The sequence below is a fragment of the Variovorax atrisoli genome, assembly GCF_014195185.1.
Classification (GTDB): domain Bacteria; phylum Pseudomonadota; class Gammaproteobacteria; order Burkholderiales; family Burkholderiaceae_C; genus Variovorax; species Variovorax atrisoli.
The window spans coordinates 824,307-844,235 of record NZ_JACIBG010000001.1 but is presented as its reverse complement, the minus strand read 5'-3'; the positions used below and the strand labels follow the sequence as shown (position 1 = coordinate 844,235).

16 protein-coding genes are annotated in these 19,929 nt (G+C 68.1%); 4 read left to right on the top strand and 12 right to left on the bottom strand.

Annotated elements, in window-relative coordinates; all coding sequences use genetic code 11:
* Positions 1-2 precede the first annotated feature (2 nt).
* From bcsQ to map, 6 genes are all read right to left on the bottom strand, one after another.
* The gene (gene bcsQ / locus FHY06_RS04035) at positions 3-803 is read right to left on the bottom strand and encodes a cellulose biosynthesis protein BcsQ (RefSeq protein ID WP_221404144.1); all 801 of its coding nucleotides are present in this window, start codon (positions 801-803) and stop codon (positions 3-5) included.
* Between the two features lie 2 nt (positions 804-805).
* Entirely contained in the window at positions 806-1,330 is a 525-nt protein-coding gene (locus FHY06_RS04030) for a hypothetical protein (RefSeq protein WP_145758515.1), read from the bottom strand.
* Positions 1,327-1,719: a cellulose biosynthesis protein BcsD gene (bcsD, locus tag FHY06_RS04025; RefSeq protein ID WP_260310007.1), complete on the bottom strand. Its 393-nt coding sequence runs from the start codon at positions 1,717-1,719 to the stop codon at positions 1,327-1,329. The genes FHY06_RS04030 and bcsD overlap by 4 nt, the downstream gene beginning before the upstream one ends.
* A gap of 364 nt (positions 1,720-2,083) precedes the next feature.
* Positions 2,084-3,118, bottom strand: coding sequence for a GGDEF domain-containing protein (locus tag FHY06_RS04020; RefSeq protein WP_184603503.1), 1,035 nt, complete (start codon positions 3,116-3,118; stop codon positions 2,084-2,086).
* Positions 3,119-3,146: 28 nt separating this feature from the next.
* Complete coding sequence (locus FHY06_RS04015) at positions 3,147-5,753, bottom strand: [protein-PII] uridylyltransferase (RefSeq protein ID WP_126181906.1); 2,607 nt, start codon at positions 5,751-5,753, stop codon at positions 3,147-3,149.
* Positions 5,754-5,787: 34 nt separating this feature from the next.
* Complete coding sequence (gene map / locus FHY06_RS04010; protein ID WP_019652536.1) at positions 5,788-6,612, bottom strand: type I methionyl aminopeptidase; 825 nt, start codon at positions 6,610-6,612, stop codon at positions 5,788-5,790.
* A gap of 155 nt (positions 6,613-6,767) precedes the next feature.
* Here map and purL point away from each other — a divergent pair, with 155 nt between their 5' ends.
* The gene (purL, locus tag FHY06_RS04005; protein WP_184603501.1) at positions 6,768-10,748 is read left to right on the top strand and encodes a phosphoribosylformylglycinamidine synthase; all 3,981 of its coding nucleotides are present in this window, start codon (positions 6,768-6,770) and stop codon (positions 10,746-10,748) included.
* A 5-nt stretch (positions 10,749-10,753) separates the two neighbouring features.
* Positions 10,754-11,065: a hypothetical protein gene (locus FHY06_RS04000; protein WP_019652538.1), complete on the top strand. Its 312-nt coding sequence runs from the start codon at positions 10,754-10,756 to the stop codon at positions 11,063-11,065.
* Positions 11,066-11,118: 53 nt separating this feature from the next.
* Here FHY06_RS04000 and FHY06_RS03995 read toward each other — a convergent pair whose 3' ends face one another.
* The 6 genes from FHY06_RS03995 to FHY06_RS03970 all read right to left on the bottom strand — a co-directional run bounded on the left by FHY06_RS03995 (position 11,119) and on the right by FHY06_RS03970 (position 15,861).
* Positions 11,119-11,904: a peptidylprolyl isomerase gene (locus tag FHY06_RS03995; RefSeq protein WP_019652539.1), complete on the bottom strand. Its 786-nt coding sequence runs from the start codon at positions 11,902-11,904 to the stop codon at positions 11,119-11,121.
* A gap of 127 nt (positions 11,905-12,031) precedes the next feature.
* The gene (locus FHY06_RS03990; protein ID WP_019652540.1) at positions 12,032-12,310 is read right to left on the bottom strand and encodes a BolA family protein; all 279 of its coding nucleotides are present in this window, start codon (positions 12,308-12,310) and stop codon (positions 12,032-12,034) included.
* Positions 12,307-12,852 (bottom strand): septation protein A, encoded by a 546-nt coding sequence (locus FHY06_RS03985; protein WP_019652541.1) that lies wholly within the window; start codon positions 12,850-12,852, stop codon positions 12,307-12,309. Before FHY06_RS03985 ends, FHY06_RS03990 begins: the two co-directional genes overlap by 4 nt.
* Positions 12,853-12,871: 19 nt before the next feature.
* Positions 12,872-13,282 carry a peptide-methionine (R)-S-oxide reductase MsrB gene (msrB, locus tag FHY06_RS03980; RefSeq protein ID WP_126181902.1) on the bottom strand — a complete coding sequence of 137 codons (411 nt, stop codon included), beginning with the start codon at positions 13,280-13,282 and terminating at the stop codon, positions 12,872-12,874.
* Entirely contained in the window at positions 13,279-14,760 is a 1,482-nt protein-coding gene (locus FHY06_RS03975) for a protein adenylyltransferase SelO (RefSeq protein ID WP_184603498.1), read from the bottom strand. The genes msrB and FHY06_RS03975 overlap by 4 nt, the downstream gene beginning before the upstream one ends.
* A 63-nt stretch (positions 14,761-14,823) precedes the next feature.
* The gene (locus FHY06_RS03970; protein ID WP_184604105.1) at positions 14,824-15,861 is read right to left on the bottom strand and encodes an AraC family transcriptional regulator; all 1,038 of its coding nucleotides are present in this window, start codon (positions 15,859-15,861) and stop codon (positions 14,824-14,826) included.
* Positions 15,862-16,140: 279 nt separating this feature from the next.
* On the opposite strand from FHY06_RS03970, the gene FHY06_RS03965 reads away from it, so the two are divergent.
* Positions 16,141-17,901 carry a carboxylesterase/lipase family protein gene (locus FHY06_RS03965; protein ID WP_184604104.1) on the top strand — a complete coding sequence of 587 codons (1,761 nt, stop codon included), beginning with the start codon at positions 16,141-16,143 and terminating at the stop codon, positions 17,899-17,901.
* A gap of 78 nt (positions 17,902-17,979) precedes the next feature.
* Entirely contained in the window at positions 17,980-19,866 is a 1,887-nt protein-coding gene (locus tag FHY06_RS03960) for a CocE/NonD family hydrolase (RefSeq protein WP_184603496.1), read from the top strand.
* Positions 19,867-19,929 lie beyond the last annotated feature (63 nt).

Sequence of the window (19,929 nt, the reverse complement as noted above, 5' to 3'; positions counted from 1 at the left end):
GTCTACGTGGTCCGCAGGTTCGGGAAGGACGCCGCCTGGCGGACGGTGTCGATGCGTTCGAGCAGGCGCTCGGCGCAGGCGTCGATGTCCTGCGTCGCCTGGCTCATGGGCGCGTAGCGCTGCACGGGCGCGGCCGAGGCCAGCGCCTCGGGCACCGCCTGGTCCAGGTGCAGCATGCCCAGCAGCTCGGGGCGCAGCCGCTGGCGCAGCAGCTCGAAGACGTCGTGGTTGAGTCGCTTGCCGGGGTCGATCTGGTTCACCACGTAGCCGGTACCGAGGTAGTCGGTGCGCGGGCGGGCGTACTTGTCGAGCATGCGCTCGACGATGGGCAGCGTTGCGAAGGAGCCTGCATCGGCCAGCACCGTGACCACGCCGAAGCTGGCCGCACGCAAGGCCTGCTGCAGGTAGACCGAGGGGCCGGGCGGGGTGTCGAGCACCACAAGCGTGTCAGGGGGCAGGCCGAAGCGCTCCAGCGTGTCACCCAGCCAGCCGGGGGCGCGGGCCAGCTGCTGCTCGAACGCGATCTGGCGCTCGTCGTCGACGTCGCCGAAGGGCAGCAGCATCACCCCGCCGTGCGCGGGTCGGATCACACGCGCCCACGGCATCAGGCCGGTGGCGGCCTCGACCAGGCCGCTGTCGCAGGCCTGCGGCTCGTTGGCGATGTGGAAGCGCAGCGCGTTCTGGGGATCGAGATCGATGGCCAGCACCCGCCGGCCGCGCTGGACGAGCGCGGTGCATAGATTGGCGGCAATCGTCGTCTTGCCTACGCCGCCCTTGGAAGAGATGACGGGGATGACAACCATCGTCACGTCGGCCTTCGCCAGCGTGACATGGGACCCGGCGGTGCCGCGGGCACCTGCGGTGCGGCCAGGCGTGCGAAGAGCTGCTCCAGCGGCGTCGGCCCGGCGCCCGGGCCGGAGGAGCCGATGGCGGCGGCCGCCGGCATCACCGGCGCGACCGGGGTCAGGGGCGGCTCGGGCGCGTACATGGCCGCGGGCGGCGGCGCGAAGACCTGCAGCGGCGGCACCGAGGCAGCCGGTGCATGAACGGGGGCCGCGGCGGGGGCGTGTACGGGTGCGTGGACTGGTGCATGAACCGGTGCGTGCGCCGTCATCGCGGCGCCGACCGGAACGGACGCCGGGGCAGGCGAGGGCGCCGGCGCGGGCGCAGCGACCGTCGGCGGATGGGCGATCTTCTCGCCGGTCAGCAAGGGCCACGCGCGCGGCGCCTCTGCGTCCGGCGGGGCGAACTCCCGGTAGCCATTGCCGTTGCCGCCGAACTTGCCAAAGAGGCCGGCGATGTCCTCGGGCATGTGTTCCTCCGAGCTCATGGGTCGACCCTCGCCAGCCGCAGGTCGACGCGCGGACCCGCATGGACTTCGGTCAAGGCGTGCACGCGCAGGTTCGCGGGCATGTGCTGCGCCTCGAACCAGGTCTGGTAGGCGCCCTCGAAGAAGCCGACGCTCCAGCCCGTCGATCCCGGCCCGAAGGCGGCCGCGACCGGGCTGCAGGCGTGGGAGATGGCGACGCCGTCGGCCTCTTCGTTCAGCACGGCGAAGCCCCAGTCGATGCCGTCCCAGCGGGCGTTGAACTCGTCCTGCAGTTCGCCCAGCGTGCGGCACGGGGGAATCGGCAGGGCATGCGCAAGACGCTGGCCGATGCGAAAGAAAAGCTGCTTCAGATCCTCAGGGGGCAATCCGGCGCTCAGTTCGGCGGCCATGCCGCGATTGAATTCCAGCCATTGCGCGCTGCAGGATTTCTTTTCGTAATAGTCAATCAACGACGAGCCAGTTTCCATGCCGAGGCATTCTCTTGGATCAGTTAACCATTGACAATGAATGTGAACTAATTAGTACGAAAGGACTGGGTTTGGGAGACCCAACTGTCTGAATTCGGGGACGAGTCCACAGCGCGGACGTGCAGGCCAAGCGATCCGCTTCGCGCCTGTACGGAGCACAGGCGCAAATGGATTCGTTTTTTTGGGGGAGGGCGGTCGATCCCCTGCGGGGGAACCGGAAGAAAGAGCGGGCGCTGCCGGCGCAGGGCTCGCGGGCTAAGGAGAGGGCTCGACGGCCCGCGTGGGATCAGCCCGAGATGGCCTCGCCGGCCTGCTGGAACATCAGGCGGCGGGTGCGCTTGACCGCGTCCATGGCGGCATCTGCCTGCCGCAGGGCTTCCTCCGCGGAGGTGGTTCGCGGATCGACCGCCACCACCCCGACGCTGGCGCCCGCGTAGTCGATCGTCATGGTCCTGAGCCGCAGCTCGCCCTTGGTGTTCTCGGCCAGCCGATCGCCCAGCGCCATCGCGCCGGTGCGCGGCGATTCGCCCAGGCCCGGACCCAGGCCGATCACCACGAACTCGTCGGAACCGAAGCGCGCCAGCATGTCGCTCGCGCGCACGGAGCCCGACAGCTGCCTGGCCATGGCGGCGAGGAACTCGTCGCCGACTTCCTGGCCGTGCGTGTCGTTGATCTTCTTGAAGTCGTCCATGTCGATGAAGCCGACCAGCACGCTCTGGGCGCTGCGCGCGCCCTGGGCGAGCATGCGCTGCAGGGCATCGACGAGCGCCCGGCGGTTCGGCAGGCCGGTGAGGGCGTCGGTCGCGGCATGGGTCAGCAGCTCGATTCCGGCCTTGTCGAGCTTGGCGATCATCCGTTCGCGCTCGACCTGCTGGCCGATCAGGCTGGCGAACAGGCGCAGCAGCGGCTGCGCCACGGCCGGCAGGGGCGTCTGCCCGGCACCGGCGACGCACAGCGCGCCATGGAGGCCGCCGTCGACCCGGACCGGCGCGGCGGCGCAGCTCCTGATGCCCAGTTCGCGTGCGGCATCGGCATCGCCCCAGCAGCCGCCCGCGTCGTCGGCGTAGATGCGGTTTTCCTCGAGGGCGTGGCGGCACAGCGTGTCGCCCCAGGGCAGGTAGTCCCCTTCGGGAACGGCGATCTCGCCCGCGTTGTGGGCGAAGAGGATGTGCTGGCGGGCCTTGTCGGGCTCGATGATTGCGAGATAGGCCGATTCCAGGCCGGTTGCCGCCTCCAGCATTTCGAGCATCGGGCGCGCCAGGTCTTCCAGCGTCGTGGCCGAGGAGACGGTTTCGGATAGCTGTTCGATCAGAAATTCCATGGCCGACATTCTGAGGGTTCCCGGGGTGTCAGGAGGCCAGTGCTTCCATCAATTCGGTTTCGATGGCCAGCTGGGTCTTCTGTCCCTGGAGCTCCGGGCCGCTGATCAGGAAGGTGTCTTCCACCCGCTCGCCCAGGGTCGTGACCTTGGCGAGCTGCAGGTTCAGGTGATGGCGCGCCAGCACCCGGGCCACCGAATACAGGAGGCCGGCGCGGTCGCTGGCGGAGATGCTGAGCAGCCAGCGCTGGGCCTTGTCGTCCGGCAGCAGGCTGATGCGCGGCTTGATCGGAAAGCTGCGCACCCGCCGCGACACCCGGCCCATGCTGGGCGCAGGCAGCGCGCCCGCTTCGGTCAGCGTCTGCGCCAGGCCCGCCTCGACCATGCTGATCAGGTCGCGGTAATGGTCGGGCAGGAAGGTGGTCACCACCTGGAAGGTGTCGAGCGCGTAGCCGTTGCTCGTGGTGTGCACCTTGGCGTCCAGGATGCTGAAGGAAGCCTGGTCGAAATAGCCGCAGATGCGCGCGAAGAGGTCGGGCTGGTCGGGCGTGTACACCGCCACCTGCAGGCCTTCGCCCACGGGAGACAGGCGCGCCCGGACCACCGGCGGCGCCTTCGGGTCGACCGGTACGTCGGGCGGCGGCACGAAGCGCGAGAGCTGCTTGGCATGCCAGGCGATCTCGCCGGCATCGTGGCGCATGAAGTAGCCCACGTCGAGCGTGTCCCACAGGGCCTTGTGCGCCTCGAAGCGCTGGGCGTGCAGGGCAAGCTGCACCAGGGCCTCGCGCTTGCGGGCCTCGACCTCCGCGTCGGGGTCGGGCATGCGGCCGCCCAGTGCGCGCAGGGTGTAGCGGTACAGGTCTTCCAGCAGCTTGCCCTTCCAGGCGTTCCACACGCGCGGCGAGGTGCCGCGGATGTCGGCCACCGTCAGCAGGTAGAGCGCGGTCAGGTAGCGCTCGTTGCCCACGCGCCTGGCGAAGGCGCCGATCACCTCCGGATCGCTCAGGTCCTGCTTCTGGGCGACCTGGCTCATCACCAGATGCTCGGCCACGAGGAATTCGATGAGCTTGGCGTCTTCCCGGGCGATGCCGTGCTGCTTGCAGAAGCGCTGCACGTCGCGCGCGCCCAGCGTGGAGTGGTCGCCGCCGCGGCCCTTGGCGATGTCGTGGAAGAGGGCGGCCACGTACAGGATCCAGGGCTTGTCCCAGCCGGCCGCGAGCTGCGAGCAGAACGGGTACTCGTGCGCGTGCTCGGCGATGAAGAAGCGACGCACGTTGCGCAGCACCATCAGGATGTGCTGGTCCACCGTGTAGACGTGGAACAGGTCGTGCTGCATCTGCCCGACGATGCTGCGGAACACGCGCAGGTAGCGCCCGAGTACCGAGGTCTGGTTCATCAGCCTGAAGGCATGCGTGATGCCGTAAGGCTGCTGGATGATCCGCATGAAGGTCTCGTGGTTGACCGGGTCGTTGCGGAACTTGCTGTCCATCACGTGGCGAGCGTTGTAGAGCGCCCGCAGCGTGCGCGCCGACAGGCCCTTCACGCCGATGGTCTTCTGGTAGAGCAGGAAGGTCTCGAGCACCGCGTGAGGCTCGCGCTCGTACAGGTCATCGCTCGCGATCTCGATCAGCCCGGCGCGCTCGTAGAAGCGCTCGTTGATCGGCGTGGGCTGCTCGTCGCTGGGCTGCAGTCGCTCGGAAATGTTGAGCAGCAGGATCTGGTTGAGCTGCGACACCGCCTTGGCGGCCCAGTAGTAGCGCCGCATCAGCGCCTCGCTCGACTTGCGCTGCGATTCGCTTTCGTAGCCGAAGGTCGCGGCCACGGCGGTCTGCAGGTCGAACACCAGCCGGTCCTCGCGCCGGTTGGCGATCACGTGCAGCCGGGCGCGGATCAGCGAGAGCAGCGCCTCGTTGCGCTTGATCTGCTGGGCCTCGAAGGAGGTGGCCAGGCCGTTCTTGGCCAGGTCGTCCCAGCGGCTGCCGTAGCCCGCGGCCTTGGTCATCCAGAGGATGGTCTGCAGGTCGCGCAGGCCGCCGGGCGACTCCTTGCAGTTGGGTTCCAGCGCATAGGGCGTGTTGTCGAACTTCTGGTGGCGGTGCCGCATCTCCTGCGACTTGGCCACGAAGAAGGCCTGAGGGTCGATGGCGCGCGAGAAGCGGCGGCGGAAGGCCGTGAACAGCTTCTTGTTGCCGGCGATCAGGCGTGCCTCGAGCAGCGAGGTCTGGACGGTCACGTCCTTCTCGGCCTCCGCCAGGCATTCTTCGACCGTGCGCACGCTGGAGCCGATCTCCAGTCCGGCGTCCCAGCACTGGCCGATGAAGGCCTCGATGCGGGCCGGCTCGATGCTGCCGGCCTCGCCCTCGGGCGGCAGCAGCAGCAGCACGTCGACGTCGGAATAGGGGAAGAGCTCGCCGCGCCCGAAGCCGCCCACGGCCGCCAGCGTGAGCGATTCGCCGAAGCCGGCCTCGCGCCACAGGGTGCACAGGGTTTCGTCGGCCAGCGCCGAGAGCTGGCGCAGCACCGTGTGGACGCTGCGGGTGGGAGCGCGCGCGAAGCGCAGGGTGTCGAACAGGGCGAGCTTCTTTGCGCGATAGGCTTCGCGCAGCGTCGCCACGTCGATGTTGGCTGCTTCGATCACGGGCGGAAAGGCGATGGAACGCGGCGCTGCCGCGTCAGGTCTTGGTGGCGGTGACGAAGGAGGGCAGCGGCGGGCTGCCGGCCGACAGGGTCAGCACCTCGTAGCCGGTCTCGGTGACGAGCACGGTGTGCTCCCACTGGGCCGACAGCGAATGGTCGCGTGTGACGATGGTCCAGCCGTCGTACTGGCCGCCCTTGAAGTCTTCCTTCACGTCGCGCTTGCCGGCGTTGATCATCGGCTCGATGGTGAAGATCATGCCGGGCTTGAGCTCTTCCATGGTGCCCGGGCGGCCGTAGTGCAGCACCTGGGGTTCTTCATGGAAGCGCTGGCCCACGCCGTGGCCGCAGAACTCGCGCACCACCGAGAACCCGTGGCCTTCGGCGAACTTCTGGATCGCATGGCCCACGTCGCCCAGGTGCGCGCCGGGGCGCACCTGCAGGATGCCGTGCCACATCGCCTCGAAGGTGATCTGGCACAGGCGCTTGGCGGCGATCGACGCGTCGCCGATCACGTACATGCGGCTGTTGTCGCCGAACCAGCCGTCCTTGATGACGGTCACGTCGACGTTCATGATGTCGCCCTTCTTCAGGGGCTTGTCGTTCGGAATGCCGTGGCACACCACATGGTTCACCGAGGTGCACAGCGACTTCGGGAACGGGACGCTGCTCGCGCCCATGTAGCCCACCGTGGCCGAGGTGGTGCCCTGCTTGACCATGTACTCGGCGGCGAGCCGGTCGATTTCGTTGGTCGTGATGCCGGGCTTGATGAAGGGGGTGAGGTAGTCCAGCACCTCGGAGGCCAGGCGGCAGGCGACCCGCATGGCTTCGATGCCTGCAGCGTCTTTGTAGTTAATGCTCATGGCCGAATTATCCCATTCGGCAAGCTAAAATTCCGGGTTAACGCGGATGACCCCAGTCAGCGGCCATCCGCCTCGATTCCTTGATTCCCAACGCGGCCCCCGAGGCCCCATCGACCGTGACGCAGCCCGCACCTAAAGCCCTTCCTGTCGTAACCATGTTCGAGGGCGGCAGCGCGCTCAGCGACTTCCGCGCGCGGCAGCTGCTGCCGAAGCTGCAGGCCATCGAACCGCGCATCGAGGGCATTTCGGCCCGTTTCGTGCACCTCGTGGTGACCGATGCGGCGCTCGGCGCGGCGGACCGCGAGCGCTTCGCCGCGCTGCTCACCTACGGCGACCCCTTCGAGGCCCCGGCCAAGGCTGGCGCCAGCGTCGTGGTCACGCCGCGCCTGGGCACCGTGTCGCCCTGGGCCTCCAAGGCTACCGACATCGCTCACAACTGCGGGCTGGCCCTGCGGCGCGTGGAGCGCGTCACCCAATACCACCTGAAGCTCAAGGCACCCCTGATCGGCAAGGCGCCCGTGCTCGAAGGCGACGCGCTGGCCGCCGTGGCCGGCCCGCTGCACGACCGCATGACCGAGTCGGTGCTGGCCACCGTCGAGCAGGCCGCCAGCCTCTTCAGCGAACTGCCAGCCCAGCCGATGGCGCAGGTCGACGTGCAGGGTGGGGGCCGCGCCGCGCTGGTGGCGGCCAACACCGGTTTCGGTCTGGCCCTGGCCGAGGACGAGATCGACTACCTCGTCGACGCCTTCACCCGCCTGGGCCGCAACCCCAGCGACGTCGAGCTCATGATGTTCGCGCAGGCCAACAGCGAGCACTGCCGCCACAAGATCTTCAACGCCAACTTCACCATCGACGGCCAGGCCCAGTCGCAGAGCCTGTTCTCGATGATCCGCAACACCGAGAAGCTGAACTCGCAGCACACCGTGGTGGCCTACGCGGACAACGCCTCGATCATGGAGGGCACGACCATCGAACGCTTTGTGCCGGCCCACGGCTCGCAGAGCTATCAAAAAGATAGCGCCCTGAGCCATGTGCTGATGAAGGTCGAGACGCACAACCATCCCACGGCCATCTCGCCGTTTCCCGGTGCCTCGACCGGCGCGGGCGGCGAGATCCGCGACGAGGGCGCCACCGGCCGCGGCTCGAAGCCCAAGGCGGGCCTCACCGGCTTCACCGTGTCGAAGCTCTGGCCGGAAGAGGGCAGCTACGGCAAGCCCGAGCACATCGCCAGCCCGCTGCAGATCATGACCGAGGGCCCGCTGGGCGGCGCCGCGTTCAACAACGAATTCGGCCGTCCCAACCTGCTGGGCTACTTCCGCGAGTATGAGCAGACCGTGGCCAGCGACGTCGACACCGTCCAGCGCGGCTACCACAAGCCCATCATGATCGCGGGTGGCCTCGGCAGCATCGATGCGGCGCAGACCAAGAAGATCCAGTTCCCCGCCGGCTCGCTGCTGATCCAGCTCGGCGGCCCCGGCATGCGCATCGGCATGGGCGGCAGCGCCGCCAGCTCGATGGCCACCGGCGCCAACGCGGCCGAGCTCGACTTCGACTCGGTGCAGCGCGGCAACCCCGAGATCGAGCGCCGCGCGCAGGAGGTCATCAACCACTGCTGGCAGCAGGGCGCGGCCAACCCCATCCTCGCGATCCACGACGTGGGCGCGGGCGGACTGAGCAACGCCTTCCCCGAACTCACCAACGACGCCGGCCGCGGCGCGCGCTTCGACCTGCGCTCGGTGCCTCTCGAGGAGTCGGGCATGGCGCCGAAGGAAATCTGGTGCAACGAAAGCCAGGAGCGCTACGTGCTGGCCATCGCGCCCGATTCGCTCGAACAGTTCAAGGCCTTCTGCGAGCGCGAGCGCTGCCCGTTCTCGGTGGTCGGCGTGGCCACCGAGGAGCGCCAGCTGCTGGTGGCCGACGAAGGCGCCGAGGTGCAGCCCGTCGACATGCCGATGGACGTGCTGCTCGGCAAGCCGCCGAAGATGCACCGCGACGTCAAGACCGTGGCGCGCAGCTTCAAGCCGCTCGACCTCACCGGTGTCGACCTGCAGAAGGCGGCCATCGACGTGCTCTCGCATCCGACCGTGGCTTCCAAGCGCTTCCTCGTGACGATCGGCGACCGCACCGTGGGCGGCCTGAGCCATCGCGACCAGATGGTCGGCCCATGGCAGGTGCCGGTGGCCGACTGCGCCGTGACGCTGGCCGACTACAAGGGTTTTGCCGGCGAGGCCATGAGCATGGGTGAGCGCACGCCGCTGGCCGCGCTCGACGCGCCGGCCTCGGGCCGCATGGCGGTGGCGGAGGCCATCACCAACCTGCTGGCAGCGCCCATCGAACTCTCGCGCGTGAAGCTTTCGGCCAACTGGATGGCCGCCTGCGGCGAGCCCGGCGAGGACGCCGCGCTGTATGAGACCGTGAAGGCCGTCGGCATGGAACTGTGCCCGGCGCTGGGCGTGTCGATTCCGGTCGGCAAGGATTCGCTGTCGATGCGCACCCAGTGGAAGGACGGCGCCGAAGCTAAGAAGGTCACGTCGCCCGTGAGCCTGATCGTCAGCGCCTTCGCCACGCTGCCCGACGTGCGCGGCACGCTCACCCCGCAGCTCGATGCCGAGGAGCCCGACACCACGCTGGTGCTGATCGACCTGGGCCAGGGCAAGCACCGCATGGCCGGCAGCATCCTCGCGCAGACGCTCGACCAGAGCGGCGACACGGTGCCCGACCTCGACGATCCGGCGCAGCTCGTCGCGCTGGTCAATGCCGTGAACGCGCTGCGCGCCGACGGCAAGATCCTCGCGATGCACGACCGCAGCGACGGCGGCCTGTTCGCCACCGCCTGCGAGATGGCCTTTGCCGGCCACGTCGGCGTGGCGCTGAACGTCGACATGCTCGTCACGGAGGGCGACGGCATCTCCGACAGCCGCATGGAGACCGGCGACGCCAAGAACTGGGCGCAGCAGGTCAGCGCCCGCCGCGAGGAGCTCACGCTCAAGGCGCTGTTCAACGAGGAACTGGGCATGGTGCTGCAGGTGCGCACCGCCGAGCGCAACGACGTCATGCAGGTGCTGCGCGCCCACGGCCTGAGCACCCACAGCCATTTCGTCGGCAAGACGCGCCCCGCCAGCTCGCCGATGGACGCGGGCAAGGGCAAGGTCGAAGTCTGGCGCGATGCCAAGTCCGTGTTCAGCGCCAGCCTGCACGACCTGCAGCAGGTGTGGGACTCGGTCAGCTGGAAGATCGCCCGCGAGCGCGACAACCCGGCCTGCGCCGATGCCGAACACGCGGCGGCTGGCGATCCGGCCGATCCGGGCATGCACGTTTTCCTGCCGAACGCGCAGCAGGCTGCCGCGCCGGTTGCCCCGGCCCTCCTGCAGTCGCGGCCGAAGGTCGCGATCCTGCGAGAGCAGGGCGTCAACTCGCACGTCGAGATGGCCTACGCCTTCACCGAGGCCGGCTTCGAGGCCTTCGACGTCCACATGACCGACCTGCAGTCGGGCAGGGCGGACCTTGCCAGCTTCAAGGGCGTGGTCGCCTGCGGCGGCTTCAGCTACGGCGACACGCTGGGCGCCGGCATCGGCTGGGCGCGCAGCATCACCTTCAACCCGAAGCTGGCCGAGCAGTTCAAGACCTTCTTCGGCCGTGCCGACACCTTCGGCCTGGGCGTGTGCAACGGCTGCCAGATGTTCGCCGAGCTGGCCGACATCATCCCGGGCGCCGAAGCCTGGCCGCGCTTCACCACCAACCAGAGCGAGCGCTTCGAGGCACGCCTGTCGATGGTCGAGGTGCTCGAATCGCCCAGCATCTTCTTCGCGGGCATGGCCGGCAGCCGCCTGCCGATCGCGGTGGCGCACGGCGAGGGCTACGCCAACTTCAAGTACCGCGGCGACGCCGACAAGGCCATCGCGGCGATGCGCTTCGTCGACAACCACGGCAAGGCGACCGAGCAGTACCCGTTCAACCCCAACGGCAGCGCTGGCGGCCTGACCTCGGTGACCACGCCCGACGGCCGCTTCACCGCCGTGATGCCGCACCCCGAGCGCGTGTTCCGCAACATCCAGATGAGCTGGACCTCGGGCGACAAGAGCGAGCTGAGCCCCTGGATGCAGATCTGGCGCAATGCGCGCCGCTGGGTGGGCTGAGACTGATGCTCGACCTCGATCACCCGCGAAGCCGGCATGTGCTGGAAGCGGCGCGGATCGAGGACTTGATCCGCAAGCAGTTGCTCGCGTGGCGCGCGGACGAGGCGGCGGCTTCGTCGGCACGCATCGAGATCCTGCGCACGCTGCTGCCGCAGCTCGAGGCGCTCAATGCCGCGCACTTCGGCGCATCGAAGAAGATCCATCGCACGCTCGATGCGCTGGGCCGGGCGGTGCAGGGCGCGGATGCCGGCGCGGCCTGGCAGGTGTTCGGGGCACTCGACGGCCCGGGCGACAACTTCGGCACCTGGGCGATCTGAGCGCCCATGAAAAAAGCGGCCCTGAGGCCGCTTTTTTTCATGCTCGGGGTCGATTACTCGACCTTGGCTTTCGCGCGCAGGTCTTCCTGGTACTTCTGCAGGCGCTGCTGCTGCAACTGCTGCGTGATCTGCGGCTTGACTTCTTCCAGCTTCGGCAGCTGAGCCTGGCGGATGTCGTCGACGCGGATGATGTGCCAGCCGAACTGGGTCTTGATCGGGGCGGGGGTGGTCTCGCCCTTCTTGAGCTTGATCATGGCTTCCGAGAACTCGGGCACGAAGCTCGCGGGGTTGGCCCAGTCGAGGTCGCCGCCATTGGCGCCCGAACCCGGGTCCTTGCTCTGCTTCTTGGCGATGTCCTCGAACTTGGCGCCCTTCTTCAGGTCGGCCATGATCTTCTTGGCCTGGTCTTCGGTCTCGACGAGGATGTGGCGCGCCTTGTATTCCTTGCCGCCATTGGCCGCGACGAACTTGTCGTACTCGGCCTTCACGTCGGCGTCCGAGACCGGGTTGGTCTTGCGGTAGTTCTCGAACAGCGCGCGGATCAGGATGGCCTGGCGGGCGAGTTCGAGCTGGTTCTTGTAGTCCTCGGTGGCGTCGAGGCCCTGCTTCTGGGCTTCCTGCATGAATACTTCGCGAGCCACGATCTCCTCGCGCAGCTGGCCCTGCATCTCGGGCGTCACCGGGCGGCCGGCGGCTGCCAGCTGCTGGGCCAGGACGTCCATGCGGGCCTTGGGCACCGGCTTGCCGTTCACGATGGCTGCGTTCTGCGCCAGGGCCGCCATGGGGATGGCACCGAGCAGCGCTGCGGCCGCGACGGCCTGCATGATGTGTTTTTTCATGGAATGAATATCGAGCTGGGAGGGAAATGCGCGTGTAGGAAAAGGCGCGGGGAAGAAAGCAGGAATTGGAGGGGAAGAGGAGCAGCGGCCGGTGCAAGCGCGGCGTTCGGTCCGTTGGACGACTGACTCAGAGCACCTCGATGGCGATGGCGTGCAGACCCTGTGCGATAAAAACCTGGAGGGCATCATACACAAGCCGATGCCGCGCCACGCGGGGCTTCCCCTCGAACAGGGGGGAGGCGATGCGCACCCGGAAATGGGTGCCCCGGCCCTCGGCGTTGGCACCCGCATGGCCCGCGTGGGCCGCGCTTTCGTCGATCACTTCGAGGGCCGTGGGCGCGAGCGCCTTGCGCAGCGCCGCCTCGAGTCCGGCTGTGGTGGGAAGGGGGGCGGTCGTGCTCGTCATGCCGCGGGCTTGTCTTCTTCGTTCTTCAGGTGCGGCGCGATGTACAGGCCCTGCGCCACCAAGAAGACGATGGGGAACACGTAGCCCCAGAGCTTGAAGTTGACCCAGGCCTCGGTGGTGAAGTACGCCGCCACGTAGCCGTTGATGACGGCCATGAAGACGCAATAGCCGATCCACGCCACGTTGAGCCGGCCCCAGATGCGGTCGGGCAGCTCCAACTGCGAGCCCAGCAGCATCTTCAGGAAGTTCTTCTTGAGTGCCCAGAGCGCCACCGCGAGCGCCAGCGCCATCGCACCGTAGAGCACCGTCGGCTTCCACTTGATGAAGCGATCGTCGTGCAGCGCCAGCGTGAGCGTGCCGAACAGCAGGATCAGCACCAGCGTGGCCTTCTGCATCGCCTGCAGCTTGCGCTCGGTGGCGTAGATGATCGCCATCTGCACCACCGTGGCGGCCATGAGCACGCCGGTGGCGGTGTAGATGTTGCCCATCTTGTAGGCAATGAAGAAGAGCAGGATCGGGAAGAAGTCGAGGATCAGTTTCATCGAGCGGGCCGCTTTTCTCTTATTTCTTCTGGAAGTCGAGCGACGCCGAGTTCATGCAGTAGCGCAGGCCGGTTTCGGTCGGGCCGTCCGGGAAGACGTGGCCCAGATGGGCGCCGCAGTTGGCGCAGACGTTCTCGGTGCGAACCATGCCGTGCGAGCGGTCGATGACGTTGCGGATGGCGCCCGGCACCGCCTCCTGCGAAAAGCTGGGCCAGCCGCAGCCGGCGTCGAACTTGGTGCTCGACTCGAACAGCTTGGCGCCGCAGCAGATGCAGTGGTAGGTGCCGTCTTCCCAGTGCGCCTCGTACTTGCCGGTGAAGGGGCGTTCGGTGGCCGCGTGGCGGGTCACCTCGAAGGCCGCGGGTTCGGCGCCTTTCTCAGCGAGCAGGGCTTTCCATTCGGCGTCGGTTTTCTGTACGGGAGTGGTCATGATGAGCAGCTGATTTCGATCGTGGAAGCCCAGTCGGGCGGGAACCCGGCATACGCGTCGGCGCCGGGATGTTCTTCAAATGGGGTCTGCAGCAGAGCCAGCAAGGTTGCCACACCCGAGTGGTCCTTTTGCTGACTCGCTTCGATGGCCTGCTGTCCCAGGTGGTTCCGCAGCACGAACTTGGGGTTGGAGCGACGCATCAGTTCGGCGGCCAGCGCCCTGTCGGTGCCGGCATGGCGCTGCGAAAACGATAGCAGCCAGGCGTCGAAGCCCGCACGGTCCAGGAACAGGTCGCGCACCGGCTCCACGTTGCCGTCGGCCATGTAGCCGGAAAGCCGGCGCCAGAAGATCGTGTAGTCGACCTTGCCCGCGGCCAGCAGCTTGAGCACGCCTTCGATCAGCGGCCGGTCGCCTTCGGCAGCCTCCGTCAGGCCCAGCTTGGCGCGCATGCGGCCCTCGAATTCGTTTGGGAACACCGTCTTGTACGACTCCAGCGCAGCCACCGCGACTTCCTGGTCGCCGATCAGCGGCAGCAGCGCCTGCGCCAGGCAGAAGAGGTTCCAGTAGGCCACGTTGGGCTGCTGGTTGAAGGCGTAGCGACCCTGGGTGTCGCTGTGGTTGCAGATGTGGCGCGGGTCGAAGCCGTCGAGGAACTGGAACGGCCCGTAGTCGATGGTGAGCCCGAGGATGCTCATGTTGTCGGTGTTCATCACCCCGTGACAGAAGCCCACGACCTGCCACTGGGCGAGCAGGGCCGCGGTGCGCTCGCTCACGGCCTCGAGGAAGGCTGCGTAGGCGTTGCCGCCGAAGCGGTCGGTGGTTCGGCAGGCCGGGTAGTAGCGGTCGATGACGTAGTCGGCCAGGGCGCGCAGTTCCTCGTCGCGCTGGTTGGCCGCGAAATGCTCGAAGTGGCCGAAGCGCACGAAGCTGGGCGCCACGCGGGTGACCACGGCGGCGCTTTCGATCTCCTCACGGTATACGGGGGCATTGGAGCCGGTCACGCACAGCGCGCGGGTGGTCGGAATGCCCAGGCCGTGCATGGCCTCGCTGCAGAGGAATTCGCGGATGCTGGAGCGCAGCACCGCGCGACCGTCGCCGCCGCGCGAGTAGGGCGTGCGCCCCGCACCTTTGAGCTGCACCTCGAGGCCGCCGTCGGTCTCGCCGAGCATGATGGCGCGCCCGTCGCCGAGCTGTCCGGCCCACACGCCGAACTGGTGGCCGCTGTAGACGGTGGCGATGGGGCGGGCGCCGGCCACCGGCATGCTGCCGGTCAGCGCCGCCAGCGTGGCCTTCGATTCGTGCCAGTCGGTCGGTAGCCCGAGTTCGCGGGCGACGGCTTCGCTGCGGCCCACCCAGTAGGGATCGGGCAGGGGCGTGGGGCGCAGTTCGGTGAAAAAGGCCGGTCCCAGGGCGGCAAACCCCGGTTTCCAGCGCAAGCCCAGGTCCGCGGCCTCGGTGTCTTCAGCAAGCAAGCTCATGCCCGGATTGTCCGGCACGGCGCGTAACCCCTGGCCGGGCGGGCCATCGAGGGGCGTGGAGGGTCAGGCCGCGAGGGCGGCCGGCGTGTCCCAGATGCGGGCCCGGTACTGCGCCGGCGGCACGCCGAACCAGCGCTTGCAGGCCCGGAAGAAGTTGCTGCTGTCGACGAAGCCCAGCATGTCGGCCACGTCGGTCAGCGTGTGGCGGTCTTCGGCCAGGTATTGCTTCGCCAGTTCGCGGCGGGTGCGGTCGAGCAGCGCCTGGAACGACACCGACTCCTCCTGCAGCCGCCGCTGCAGCGTGCGCTCGGCCAGGCCGAGTCCCGAGGCCACGTCCTGCCGGCGCGGCTCGCCGTGCTGCAGCCGGCGTGCGATCTCGGCGCACACCAGCGTGCTGGTGGTGGTCTGGCCCAAAAGGTCGAGCTGCTCCTCGAGCAGGTGCTCCTGCATCTCCCCGAGTGTTTCGTGGAAGGTGGGAAGGGTCGTGGCAAGGTCGGCGGCCGACAGCAGCAGGCGGTTGGCCTCGGCGTTGAACCGCACCTCGCAGCCGAAGGCCTCGCGGTGCAGGCGGTCGTCGGCCGGGGGCGGGTAGACGAACTCCATGGCCAGCGGTTGCAGGTCGCGCCGGGTGAGCCACTGGCACTGCATGAGCACGGTCAGCAGGGCGTATTCGACGCGCTGGCGCGGAATGGGCAGGCTGCCGCCAGTGTGCCGCATCACCATCCAGCAGCCGCGCGGATCGGGCTGCAGCGAGAACGCGGTCGCGTCCGAGATCACCGGCATGTAGCGCGTGAGCCGCACGAGCGCCGCTTCGAGGCTGGAGCTGCACGACATCGCATGCCCGACCGTGCCCAGCTTGCTGTGCGTGGAGGCCAGGTCGCGGTGCAGGCCCAGCATGGGCCGGCCGGCGCGGGCCACCGCGAGCTGCCAGAGCACGGAGATCTCGTCGACCGGGATGCGGGCGTTCTGCCGGTGCAGCGAGTCGGGGTCGAAGCCGGCTTCGCGCAGCAGCGAGGGCACGTCCAGCCCCTCGGCCTCGAACATCGACAGGACGCCCTCGAGCCATGCGGCCGAGCTGGTGCGCAGCTCCGGCTGCGGCATGCAGCCCGCCCGGCGTTGGGGGCTGCGCTGGCGCAGCGGCGTGGAGGCTCCTGAAGTCATTCGTTTGGCTTTGTTGCGATAGCGGTGAAAACCGTGCCGGTTCCTAGAATTTTTTTACGTGTTCGGCGGCCCCGGAGTATGGGCGCGGCGCGTCAAGCCAGGAATTCCGATTAACCCGGTGTGGAGACAAGAAACATGGAGACAGAGGCAAACGCCCGAGCGCCGAAGGGCCCGGCAGCAGCAGGAAAGACGGCCACGGCCAGGGCTGCTGCCCTGGCGATGGCAGCGGCCGCCCTTGCGGCGCTTTCGGCCTGTGGAGGCGGCGGTTCCGATTCGTCGGGCTTCGTCTTCCTGCCCAGCGCGCCGCCGCCCGCACCGGCTCCCGCCCCGGCGCCGCCCGCGGCCGACGGCCCCATGGTCCGACAGACCACCGCCGGCAAGGTCGAGGGCGTGGACGACAGCGCCAGGACCGGCACCTGGTTCTGGAAGGGCATTCCCTTCGCCAAGCCGCCGGTCGGTGCGCTGCGCTGGCGCGCGCCCGCGGCGCCCGAGCCCTGGACCGGCATCCGCCAGGCCAGCAAGTTCGGCAATGCCTGCCTGCAGATCGGCCGCATCTTCAGTCCCGGCGCCAACAACACCTACGACGAGACCATCGGCACCATGCTGGGCAAGCCCTCGGGCAGCGAGGACTGCCTGTTCGTCAACATCTGGCGCCCGGCCACGGAAGAGAAGAACCTGCCGGTGCTGCTCTTCATCCATGGCGGCAGCAACATCTCGGGCTATACGGCGGACCCGCTGTACGACGGTGCCGCGCTGGCCAAGGCCGCCAATGCGGTGGTCATCACCGCCAGCTACCGCCTGGGCATCCTGGGCTTCCTGAACGTGCCGCAGCTGCGTCCGGGCGGGACGGAAGGCGACGACTCGGGCAACTTCGCGCTGCTGGACAACATGGCGGCGCTGCGCTTCATCCGCGACAACGCGGCCAGGTTCGGCGGCGACCCGGGCAACGTCACGCTCTCGGGCGAATCGGCCGGCGCCACCAACCTGCTGTCGGTGATGACCTCGCCGATGGCCAAGGGCCTCTTCCACAAGGCCTTCGAGATGAGCGGCGGCATCTCGCTGGCGAGCAACCTGCCGGCGGGCACGCTGCCTTCGCTGTCGCCGGCCTCGGTCTCGCTTGCGCAGGGCGAGGCCATCCTGGAGAAGCTGCTCGTCGCCGACGGCACCGTCGCCGACGCGACGGCCGCCAAGGCCTACATCGCCGGTCGCACGCCGGCGCAGATCGCCGACTACCTGCGCGCGCAGGACGGCGGCAAGATGCTCACCACCGTGGTCGCGGCCGGCCACGGCGCGGTCGGCCCCATTCCCGACGGCACGGTGATCCCGACCGACCCCATCGGCGCCATCGCCGCCGACCAGTACGTGAAGGTGCCGATGCTCTCGGGCAACACGCGCGACGAGGGCAAGCTGTTCGCATCGCTGCTGGGCACCATCGGCTTCCCGAAGTCGGGCTGGATCGTCTCCGATGCCCAGCGCTTCTCGATGATGTTCAACTTCAACCCCGATGCGGCGCCCACGCTCAAGGTGGAAGACATCATCGACCCGTTCTACCTTCCGGTAGACAAGCCCGGCACCGGCTACGACGCGGCGACAGCCCTCATCACGAAAGGGCTGTTCGAGGCCAACCGCGACAACCTGCTCGACACGATGAAGACGCGCCAGTCGAACATCTGGCACTACCGACTCGACTGGGCCCAGCAGGCCGCGCCCTGGAACGACGTGTACGGCGCCGCGCACGCCTTCGACCTGCCTTTCGTGTTCGGCAATTTCGGCCCCTCGGTGCTGTCTAACGTGATACGCGGCAAGGCCAACGAGAAGGGGAGGCTGGCGCTGTCGAACGCGGTCATGGCCAGCGTGGGCGCCTTCATGCGAAAGGGCGATCCGAACACGCCCGAACTTGGTGCAACCTGGGCGCCGTGGCCCTCGCAGCTGCTGCTCGACGCCACACCCACGGCCACGAAGATCACCGCGGCGCCCTGATCAGGGGATCGCCGTCTTGCCCCGAGACGCGCCTGGGCAACGCATGCCATCCACCAAAACGATAACGGAGACAACAACATGAGGATTTCCACACCCCCCCTCCGATGGCGCGTTGCCGCGTCGCTGCTTGCCACCGTGGCGGCCCTTGCGGCCTGCGGCGGCAGCGGTTCGTCGGGCAGCGGGTTCGCCTTCTTCCCGCCCGCCGCCGAAACACCGCCAGCGCAACCGCCGGCCACGCCCGAGACCGGGGTGGTCCGCAAGTGGGGCTACATCACGCTGCCGGACGGCAACAGGATGTGCTACTCGCTGCTGCTGCCCAACGGAGGCAAGGGCAGCTTTCCGCTGCTGGTCGAGTACGACGGCTACAGCTCGGGTTCGGCCCCGAACATCGGCCAGCTCTGGGTGACCGAGGGCTACGCTGTGATGGGCCTCAACGTGCCGGGCACCGGCTGCTCGACGGGCGAAGACCAGGTGTTCGACGCCTCCACTGGCGCGGCCGGCGCCTTCGCCCTTGAATGGGCCGGCAAGCAGCCGTGGTCGAACGGAAGGATCGGCATGGTCGGCTACTCGTACTCCGGCTACAACCAGCTGTGGGTGGCGGCACACCGGCCCAAGGGCCTGCTGGCGATCACACCCAGCAAGAACGTGACGGACCCGTACCGAGACGTGGGCTACCCGGGCGGCATCAAGAACATCGGCTTCCCCTCGCAGTGGTGGGGCGGCTTCCCGGCCACCTGGAACCGCGCCGCGGCCCTCGCCGCCAAGCTCGACGGCGACACCGAATGCGCGAAGACCGTGGCCGATAACATCGAGAAGATCAAGCGGCCCGATCTCGACCTGACCAAGTGGCTCGAGAACCCGTATGCCGACGGCCTCTACGTGAAGCGCAGCGCGTTCTACGAGACCGGCAAGATCAACATTCCCGCGCTCGGCACCCAGTCGTGGCAGGACGAGCAGATCGGCCCGCGCTCGGGCTACTACGAGGACACCATGGAGCCCGGGAAGATGTGGCTCATCAGCTCCAACGGCGACCACCACACCAACGTCACCTCCGACTACATCGACGGCACGCTGAAGCGCTTCCTCGCCCATTTCGTGAAGGGCGAGGACAATGGCTTCGAGAAGGAGCCGCACGTTCGCCTGCTGCAGGAGATGCAGCAGACCGACCAGAAGGCGGTGAACGGCGCCGCGAAGCTGAAGCAGACGGCCGTGGCCGAGTTCGACCGCCTGCCGGTTAAGGTCAAGCCGCTGCGCCTGTGGATGCAGCCGGGCGGTGTGCTCGGCGATGCGAAGCCGACTGCTGGCGCGGCCTCGTCCGACTACAGGTATCCGGCGAAGAGCCCGGTGGTGAACAACCCGGCCGCCGAAGGCTGGCAGGCCGTGGCCGATGCGGAGAAGGACGGCCAGCTCACCTTCACCACCGCCGCCTTGCCCGAGGACCTGAGCTTCTACGGGGAAGGCTCGGCCGACCTGTATCTGAGCGCCACCGCCGACAACACCGACCTGCAGGTCACGGTGTCGGAAGTGCGGCCCGATGGCAAGGAAATGTTCGTGCAGCGCGGCTGGCTGCGCGCCTCCAAGCGCGCGCTCGACGACAGCCGCTCCACCGAGCTGCGTCCCTTCGGCGACTTCACGCAGCCGAAGGAAGCGGCGCTGCTGTCGGGGCAGCCCAACCTGGTGCGCATCGAGATCCAGAAATTCGCCCATGTCTTTCGCGCCGGCTCCAGCATCCGCGTGACGGTGGACTCGCCTTCGCAGACCGGCTTCTGGCTGTTCGGCAACGACAAGACGCCTTCGACCAACACGCTGTGGCATCAGGCCGCCAATGCGTCGAGCATCGTGCTGGGCTACGTGCCGTACCCGCATGTCGCCGCGCTGCCGGACTGCGGCAAGACGCTGCGCCAGCCGTGCCGCACCAACGTGGTGACAGTGCCGGTGGGCACCGGTCCGAGGGCGCCCACTTGAGCCGCTTCGTTCAATCTTGCAGTGCGGGTTTGTGTCATTGTGCAAATGGCCGAAGCTTGCGTG